The sequence below is a fragment of the Parasedimentitalea huanghaiensis genome (assembly GCF_009753675.1).
In the GTDB taxonomy this organism is placed as follows: domain Bacteria; phylum Pseudomonadota; class Alphaproteobacteria; order Rhodobacterales; family Rhodobacteraceae; genus Parasedimentitalea; species Parasedimentitalea huanghaiensis.
In genome coordinates this window covers 25,927-34,251 of record NZ_WQLV01000027.1, presented here as the reverse complement: position 1 = coordinate 34,251, position 8,325 = coordinate 25,927, and the positions used below count along the sequence as shown (strand labels likewise).

Here is an 8,325-nt window from a genome sequence, read left to right as displayed (position 1 = left end):
GTCTATAGACAACTTCACCTCAACCCAGCAATCGCCACAACAGACCCAAAACTTGCTTAAAGTGACAAAATTGGGCATATGAAGGTCAAGATGACCTCCACCCTAAACACCACCATTCTACCAACCGTTTCACATGCCTTTCTTTCCGACTGGCTCACGGTTCTGCATCGCCATTGCCCGGCGTCACAACTGGTTAGGTTCCTCGACCAAACCGGTCTGTCCGAGACCGAGCCCCCCAGTGCCCGTGTCACCCATGATCAGATTGTCCGGCTTTACCAGTTGGTCGCAGTCGAAACAGGTGATGAGATGATGGGGCTTTGGAGCCGCCCGATCCGGACCGGCGCACTCAAACATCTCTGCACCACGGTGCGAGGCGCCTCCTCCCTTTCGGCAGCACTGTACCGCTTTACCACCTTCTGGAATCTGCTGCTTGATGACCATCACCTGACCCTCGAAAAAGGGGGCGCGACTTTGCACCTGCGTCTGTCCCCGCGTGGTACCCAGGAGCCACAGCGGTTTGGCCACATGCTGCTGCTGAAACTGGCGCATGGTATTTCATCCTGGCTGGTGGGCCGCGAATTGCCTTTATTCGAAGTGGGTTTCGCATTTGACCGACCGGCATTTGCAGAGGATTATCCCATCCTCTTCCCCGCTCCGATACGCTTTGCCCAAGAAAATTCGTTCATCGCCTTTGATAGCCGCTTGGGCAGTCTACCCGTCTCACGCAGCGAGGCCGAGATGCAGGATTTTCTTCTCAGGGCACCACGAGACTGGATCTTCACCAGCTTTCGTGAACACGCCATCCTGCTGCGCGTCCGCGAAATCCTGCTCCTGTCCGAACATCTGGAAGGGCATCTTGAAAGCACGGCTCAGACGCTGAACCTCGCGCCCCGCACACTGATGCGACGGCTGGACGCGGAAGGAACATCTTTTCAGGCCATCAAAGACGGCCTGCGCCGTGACATCGCTATCCGCGATCTGGCGCACGGCACCAAAAGCATCGAAGCCATATCCCAAGACATCGGATTTGCCTCATCGGCAAACTTCTACCGCGCGTTCAAGCGATGGACACTCAGAACGCCTGGAGAATTTCGAAAACAACACAAAATAAACCCGTCAGGCTGACTTCGATCATACCGCCTTTGCTTCCTGTCTGGCCTCGCGACCAAAGAAGATCAGGTAGAACACCGGCGCCGCGATCAGGGTCAGCACCGTGGCAAATGTCAGCCCGCCCATGATGGTCACCGCCATCGACTTAAAGAACGCATCGCTAAGCAAGGGCATCATTCCAAGTACGGTTGTCACCGCCGCAAGCATAACAGGACGTAGGCGCGATACTGAGGCCTCGACGATGGCGTCGCGCATCATCTTCCCTTCGGCCCGGACCAGATCAATCTCTTCGACCAGCACAATGCCGTTCTTGATCAGCATCCCTGACAGGCTAAGCAAACCAAGTAAGGCGGTAAAGGTAAAGGGCAGGCCGGTGCCCAGCAGACCAATCACCACGCCATTCACCGACATTGGCACCAGTAACCAGATGATGATCGGCTGCCGAATGGCATTGAACAGCAACACCGAGATCAGCACCATGATCAGCCCGGACAGCGGCAATTGCCCGCCCAAACTGGCATTGGCATCCGCTGCACTCTCGTGCTCGCCTCCCCACTCCAGTTTGTAGCCAGGTGGCAGGTCCATCGCCTCAACCACCTCATGAACTTCATTGAACACTGTCGCAGCAGTCATATCTGCTGGAATATCGGCGCTGACGGTCAATGTTGGCACCCGGTCGCGGCGGTGGAACAGCGTGTTCTGCACCTCGACATCAACCCCATCAATCATCTGTTCCAGTGGCACAAACTGTCCGGTTGAACTGGAATAGACCACCTGATCCATCAGGTTATAGGCCCCGTCCACAGGGCGGCGCAGAATGATCGGAATCAGGCGCTCACGTTCGCGGAACATCCCACCCGTTATCCCGTCGGTCGAGAACATCAATGTGTCGGCAATGTCTTCCCGGCTTACGCCTGCCGTCTGGGCCCTGTCGGTCGCATAGACCGGCTTCAGCACCAATTCCTGTTCGCGCCAATTGGTGCGCACGCTCAGGATGTTTGGGGATGCCGCCGCCAATCGCGCGGCCGCTTCTTGGCCCAGTTCACGCAGCACCTTTGGATCCGAGCCTGAGAACCGCGCCTCGATCGGATTGCCGCCACCCGGCCCAAAAACAAGCCGTTTTGTACGGAACTCACCCTCGGGGAACTGTGCTTGGCCAAAGGCTTCCAGATCCGCCTGAATGGCCGGAATCGCCTCTAGGTTTGGCGCCCGGATAATCAGGTGACCATAGCTGGGGTTCGGCTTTTCCGCCTGATAGGTCAGCATGAACCGCGACGCCCCCTGCCCCACAAAACTGGTCACCGACACCACATCCTCCCGCTTGGCCAGCCAGTCCTCGAACACTTTCAGGTGGTCAGACGTGGTATGGATCGATGTGCCCTGCGGCAGTTTGTAATGGGCAAAAAACAGCGGCGTGTTTGAGTTTGGGAAAAACTGCTGTTTGACCTGACCAAAGCCGATGAAACAAACCACCGTCACGGCCACCAGCCCAACAACAACCAGCCAACGCAGTTTCAGCGCCAGTCGCAGGGTGCCGCCATAGGCGCGGAACAACAGCCCGCCATAGGCATCGGTGGCGCCTTCTCTCCCTTGCTTGAAAAAGTAGTGGCCCAGCAGCGGCGTGGCTGTCAGCGCCAGAACCCAACTCAGCAGTAGCGAAATTGCGATCACCGCAAACAGCGAGAACAAGAATTCACCAGCGGAATCCGGGCTGAGGCCAATCCCGGCAAAAGCCATGATGCCAATCACCGTTGCCCCCAGTAGCGGGATCTGCGTCTTGGCCGAGGCTTCATCTGCTGCATCGCGCGAGGATTTGCCGCGCAGCATCGAGATCTGCATGCCCTCGGCCACCACAATGGCGTTATCCACCAACATGCCCATGGCAATGATCAGCGCACCCAGCGAAATCCGTTCCATCGAGATTGAAAACAGCTTCATGAACAACAGCGTGCCAACAACCGTCAGCAACAGCGTTGTGCCCACCACGATGGCAGCCCGCCAGCCCATAAAGACCGCCAGAACCGCAATCACAATTGTCACCGACATGGCGAGATTGATCAGAAAATCGTTTGAGGCTTTCTCGACCACAACATGCTGTTGGTAAATCGGCTCTAACTCGACCCCATAGGGGATATCGGCATCCAGTTCGGCCAGTCTGGCATCAACCCGCTTGCCAACTTCAACAATGTTTTCAGTTGCAAGCCCGGCAATGCCAAAAGAAAACGCCTCGGTTCCGTTAAAGCGAATGATTAAATTAGGATCCGTTGTCCGGCCTCGATGCACCGACGCCATGTCAAAAATGTTGACAACTTCACCCTGCGCCCCAACTGACAGGCCAGCAATTTCAGAGACACTGTCGGACCCTGACGGCGCCAACATGCGCGTTTCACTTGGTCCAGCATCCAGCGTCCCGGCAGCGCGCACCGAATTTGATGTGGCAATGGCATTTGCAACAGCTTCCATCGGAATGTTCTGGTTCACCGAAATCGCCAGATCCGGCTCAACAAAAATCGCCTCGTTGGGCAAGCCTGACACTTCGACATCCGCAACGCCGCTTACCGCCAGCAGTTCACGGCGCAAAAATGTCGCCAGCTCGTGCTTTTCGGCATCGGTGAAACCTTCGGCCGTGACCGCATAAAACAGGCCAAACACATCGCCAAAATTGTCATTCACATAGGGTTGGCCAACGCCATCGGGCAATCCACGTGACGCATCCCGTATCCGCGCGCGGAGCTTGGTCCAGATTTCAGGCAGTTCGGTGCCATCATAAATGTCCTGCATTTCCACTTCGATCAGCGAAGACCCAGGTTGGTTGATCGAGGTTATCAGCTTCACTTCGGCCATCTTTTGAATGGCAGATTCCAGAGGCTCGGACACCTCAAGTGCCACCTGCTCGGCGGTTGCGCCGGGGTATTGGGTGGCAATGACGACCTGCTTGATCGTAAAGGCCGGATCTTCAAGCCGCCCCAGCGATGTGAACCCCCAGATCCCCCCTAACAGGGCGATCAGCATGATCAGCCATGTGTATAGTGGCTTGTCGATAGATGCGCGTGCGATGTTCATACCGCCGCCCTCAGTTCGCAAAACCGGTGAACCGGCGCACCGATTGGCCATCGGTCAAAGCGCCCCCACCAGTCAGGACAATTTCCTCGCCCCCTTGAAGACCCGACAACACTCGGAAATCCCCAAATTGCGTGGGTTCAATATCAACCGGTGTCCATGTCACGCGTCCTTCATCTGCACCCTTTGGGGAAAACACCATTGCGCCAACTTGGCCCGACGGGTTGCTGACCAGCGCCGTTGCAGGCAGTGAAATGATATCCTCTCCGGCGTCCGCTACGACCTTTACCGTGGTCGAGGCCCCCGGAAACACCTGCATGTCCTTTGGCGGTTCAAACAAAAAGGTTACCTTATAGGTTTGTCCGACATTGCTTGCCTCGGCATCAAATTCTAGAATTTGCAGTGGGAATTCATCATCGCGCCCGGGAAAGCTTGCGGTAATTGCCAAGACATCACCCTCTTCAGATTTCTGAAATAGGATCTCAGGGACATCCACCTCGATGTGCAATTCGGACATGTCATGCATGCGGACAATTGGTGTGCCCGCATTGACGGTGGTAAACAACGCTACTTCCCGGCTGGAAACCAGTGCGTCAAATGGGGCTCTCATCGTCGCCTGCCGCAAAGCGTACTCGGCGTCTCGCACCGCAATCGCCGCCAACCCTGCCTGTGTAATAGCATCATCACTTGCGACTTTGCTTACAGTACCTTCCAGCTTGGCCATCCGAGTAACCGTACGATCTGCCTGTTCTTTTTGCAGCCTCGCCTGTTCCAGTTTTAGTTCGAACTGCTCTAAATCCAGCTCGGCAATCAATGCGCCGGTCGGCACAATTATTCCCTCAGCCACCGGAAATTTGAGGATTTGCCCGCTGACTTGAAATGCCAGGTCCACCGTTTGTTTGGCCGCAACTTGCCCAAAAAATTGGCGTTCCAGATGGGCTTTCCCAGTTTCCGTGGTCATCAGCTTTACCGGTTTTGGAAGCGCTTCGGCCACAGACATCAAAGGCACGGCCATCAATGTCGCCGCCAGAACCGCCGAAAGGGGTGTCATCAATCGCATGCTTTTAGTCCTTCCGGCAGGCCAGTTTTAATTACGTTGTCGTAGATTTTTCCAGCCAGTACCGAAAAGATCTGTATCTCTTCTTCGTTCAACCCGGAGGCTTCTCGGAACATCACGCCCGCCATCTGTTCCATCTCGCGACGTATGTCCTTGCCACTGTCAGTCAACTCCAGCAGCCAAGCTCTCTTGTCACTTGGATCCCGTCGCCGCAGTAAATGACCCTTTTCTTCCAAGCTATCAGCCGAGGCAGTCACAGCAGACGGAACGGTCAACATCATCTGTGCAAGCAACCCCATACGTCTGGGACGGTCCAACCGGATGATCATGCGACGCTCCATTTTGGCCAATTTTGGATCGTCATTCATCTTTTCGATGCTATCGTCCAACTTCCCGTAGAGCGCAAAAACACCCAAAATTGCGCGAATTTCCATCGTTAGCGCCTGAAACGCCGTGTCAGTTTCATCCAAACTCATAGTTCTTCTCACATTGGCACCACGGCGATTTACTTCGACTTGTGAACCTTATGACTTGAGAAGTAAATATGCATTGTGCACATGAGCGAACCACCACACACAAATCGTCAAACCAACCGCTTCATCCGCCATTCCACAAAACAATCTATAGCCAAGCGCACAACGAACAGCCTTCCCTTTTCGCAAATAGGCGCCAAACGTTTCAACCACGCACGACCTGGCTTGCAACCGTTTTCGGGATGGGGGGGACACACATATGGAACGAGAAATGGTTCAGAAACAGCCCTAAACTGCACGGAACTTCGACCGCTAGGGCTGGATGACGACACGTGCATTTCGCTGACCCCAATCAGCGTATAGGTCGGCCATAATTGTCCCAGTAAGATCTTCAATTGCGACAGAGCTGATCACCTGACTACCCTGCTGGCCAAAGGCAACGACCTCGTCTCCAACATCAATTGCAGGTAGGCTGGTGACATCTGCGACTATTGTATTCATTGAAATCTTGCCCATCACCGGCAAGCGTTGCCCCCTGATCAAGACCTCGCCGCCGTCTGAAAATCGACGCGAATACCCGTTTGCATAACCTAATGCGATACTGGCCAGCACCTTGTCCTCGCTCAGGCAACAGGACCGGTCATAGCCTATAGTACTCCCCTTTGGGTATTCCCCGATGCTGACCACCCGCGATTTCAAAGCGAGAGCTGATTGAAAATCTGGGCGCGGCCCCGCGATGCCATACAAGATAGCCCCGCATCGCATCATATCAGCCTTCGGGTCCTGCCCTGAGTGTAGCGTTAGCGTGCTACCGGCATGAACCAGAACATCTTGTCGTCGCAGATCGCAATTGGTGAATATCCAAGCTTGGTCATCATGAAAGCGCTGAATGCTTTCAGCCAGCTCTACTGGTTCATTTGACGGGAAATGTGTGCACAATCCAACAATCTGATCGGGAACCAATTCCAACATCTCAAAAAAGCCTGCACGGCCACGCGCCGTTGAAAGCTCGAGCCCGTCGCGGGACATACCGCCCGCATTCAATGAGATATGCAACTTTGGAAGAGCCTCTTGACCCAAGGTCTCAATCAAGCTCCGCACAGCTGCTGGAGCCCCAAACATTTCCTCTATGCGATCACCTATGGCGCTCTTAACTTCCTGCGGTGTGGCCGTCCGCAACCGTAACAATCTGCCTGCAAAACCAGCACTACGTACGGCACGCGCTTCGGCGTTTGAGGAAATTCCAATGCAGCCGATATTTTGTTCCATCAGCAACGGCACCACATTTTCAATCCCATGTCCGTAGGCATCCGACTTAACGACAGCGCAAAGCTGTGTGTTGTCTGGCATTCGCTTGAGGGTGCTCAGCAGGTTTCCTGCAATTTTTGGTACCGAAATCTCACACCAAGAACTCTCAGTTGCCGCGTCAGCCATTTGGCGAGGTGTTGGCTTGACTGGGATCTGAAAGGATCTGGTCGACAATCTCGACGAACAGCGAAACTCCAATCGGAATTAGCGCGTCGGGAAAGTCAAAATCTGGATTGTGCAACTGCGGCTGATCTTCCCCCGATCCGATAAAGAGCATCGCCGACTTTGCACCGTCCAGCCCGAAGCGACCAAAGTCTTCGGACCAGCGCATTGGGGTGATCATCTCGCGCTGTTCCAAGCCCAACTTTGTTGCAGACTGTGCTGCGATTTCGACTGCCTCGTCTGTATTTACAGTTGCCAGAAACACCTCATGGCAGGAGGTGTCCGCAGAGAGAAAGCTCAGCCTGTCGAGCGCTGCAGCAACGCGTGTTTCCACATCAGAGACCATCCGTTCCATGCGTCGATCTGTTTGACTGCGCAGTGTAACGCGCAACTCGCCGGAGCCAGGGGAAATACCAAAACTTGGTTCACCCAAGCTGGCATGTGTCAGCGTTGCCAGAGCGAAATCGGCATGCATTTCTCCACCCGTTCCGATCTCTGGTAATGTTTGCATCAGTTCCGCTATCGCAGACGCAGGCGATACACCATCTTCGGGCGCAGCTGCGTGCGAAGTCCGACCAGTGAACGCAATCTTCAATCCCCGCGACGCGCAATTGCTAGTCCCTCTGCACAAGCCAATTTGCCCCAAAGGACGGCCCGGAACGTTGTGATAGGCAAATGCATAGTCTGGCCTGATCTCCGGCCAACGCGGATCAGCAATTACCGCAGCTGCCCCTGCTCCCGTTTCTTCAGCTGGCTGAAACAGCAGGATCACCCGCCCACGTTTAGGGCGCTTTGCCATTGCCAAGGCTACGCCGAGCACCATCGCCATGTGCCCGTCATGACCGCAAAGGTGCCCCTTACCCTCAACCTTTGAGCGATAAGGCACATCTGACACCTCCTGAATGGGCAAACCATCCAGCTCACAACGTATCATGATAGTTGGACCGCCTTGCGCCCCAATAAACGCCGCAGCAACTCCGTGACCACCAAGCCCAGTCCAGATGTGGTCAGCCCCTGCCCGCTCAAGCTCTTGCACAATGCGGGCTGCTGTTTGTTCTTCTTCTCCCGACACTTCAGGCTTTTGGTGCAAGGCACGGCGCAACGCGACCAATTGGGTAATCTGTTCATCCAACAGGGCAAGTGCCATGTGATATC

General features: G+C 55.0%; 6 protein-coding genes. 1 reads left to right on the top strand and 5 read right to left on the bottom strand.

The annotated features are described in order from the left end of the window. The first annotated feature begins 90 nt into the window (after positions 1 to 90). Positions 91 to 1,125, top strand: a complete 1,035-nt coding sequence (locus GO984_RS22785) for an AraC family transcriptional regulator (RefSeq protein ID WP_157024843.1) — start codon at positions 91 to 93, stop codon at positions 1,123 to 1,125. A 6-nt stretch (positions 1,126 to 1,131) separates the two neighbouring features. On the opposite strand, the gene GO984_RS22780 is transcribed toward GO984_RS22785, so the two are convergent. The 5 genes from GO984_RS22780 to GO984_RS22760 all read right to left on the bottom strand — a co-directional run bounded on the left by GO984_RS22780 (position 1,132) and on the right by GO984_RS22760 (position 8,317). After that, the gene (locus tag GO984_RS22780) at positions 1,132 to 4,173 is read right to left on the bottom strand and encodes an efflux RND transporter permease subunit (protein ID WP_157024842.1); all 3,042 of its coding nucleotides are present in this window, start codon (positions 4,171 to 4,173) and stop codon (positions 1,132 to 1,134) included. Positions 4,174 to 4,183: 10 nt separating this feature from the next. Next, positions 4,184 to 5,230, bottom strand: a complete 1,047-nt coding sequence (locus tag GO984_RS22775; RefSeq protein ID WP_157024841.1) for an efflux RND transporter periplasmic adaptor subunit — start codon at positions 5,228 to 5,230, stop codon at positions 4,184 to 4,186. Further along, on the bottom strand, positions 5,221 to 5,703 hold the full coding sequence (locus GO984_RS22770) for a MarR family winged helix-turn-helix transcriptional regulator (RefSeq protein WP_157024840.1): 483 nt from the start codon (positions 5,701 to 5,703) through the stop codon (positions 5,221 to 5,223). Before GO984_RS22770 ends, GO984_RS22775 begins: the two co-directional genes overlap by 10 nt. 309 nt (positions 5,704 to 6,012) lie before the next feature. Beyond that, positions 6,013 to 7,134, bottom strand: coding sequence for an alanine racemase (gene alr / locus GO984_RS22765; protein WP_157024839.1), 1,122 nt, complete (start codon positions 7,132 to 7,134; stop codon positions 6,013 to 6,015). Then, complete coding sequence (locus GO984_RS22760) at positions 7,127 to 8,317, bottom strand: amidohydrolase (RefSeq protein ID WP_157024838.1); 1,191 nt, start codon at positions 8,315 to 8,317, stop codon at positions 7,127 to 7,129. The genes alr and GO984_RS22760 overlap by 8 nt, the downstream gene beginning before the upstream one ends. Positions 8,318 to 8,325 lie beyond the last annotated feature (8 nt).

Coding starts and splice junctions, on each gene's coding strand:
- GO984_RS22785 (WP_157024843.1), top strand. CDS start 91: ATGACCTCCACCCTAAACACCACCATTCTACCAACCGTTTCACATGCC.
- GO984_RS22780 (WP_157024842.1), bottom strand. CDS start 4,173: ATGAACATCGCACGCGCATCTATCGACAAGCCACTATACACATGGCTG.
- GO984_RS22775 (WP_157024841.1), bottom strand. CDS start 5,230: ATGCGATTGATGACACCCCTTTCGGCGGTTCTGGCGGCGACATTGATG.
- GO984_RS22770 (WP_157024840.1), bottom strand. CDS start 5,703: ATGAGTTTGGATGAAACTGACACGGCGTTTCAGGCGCTAACGATGGAA.
- alr (WP_157024839.1), bottom strand. CDS start 7,134: ATGGCTGACGCGGCAACTGAGAGTTCTTGGTGTGAGATTTCGGTACCA.
- GO984_RS22760 (WP_157024838.1), bottom strand. CDS start 8,317: ATGGCACTTGCCCTGTTGGATGAACAGATTACCCAATTGGTCGCGTTG.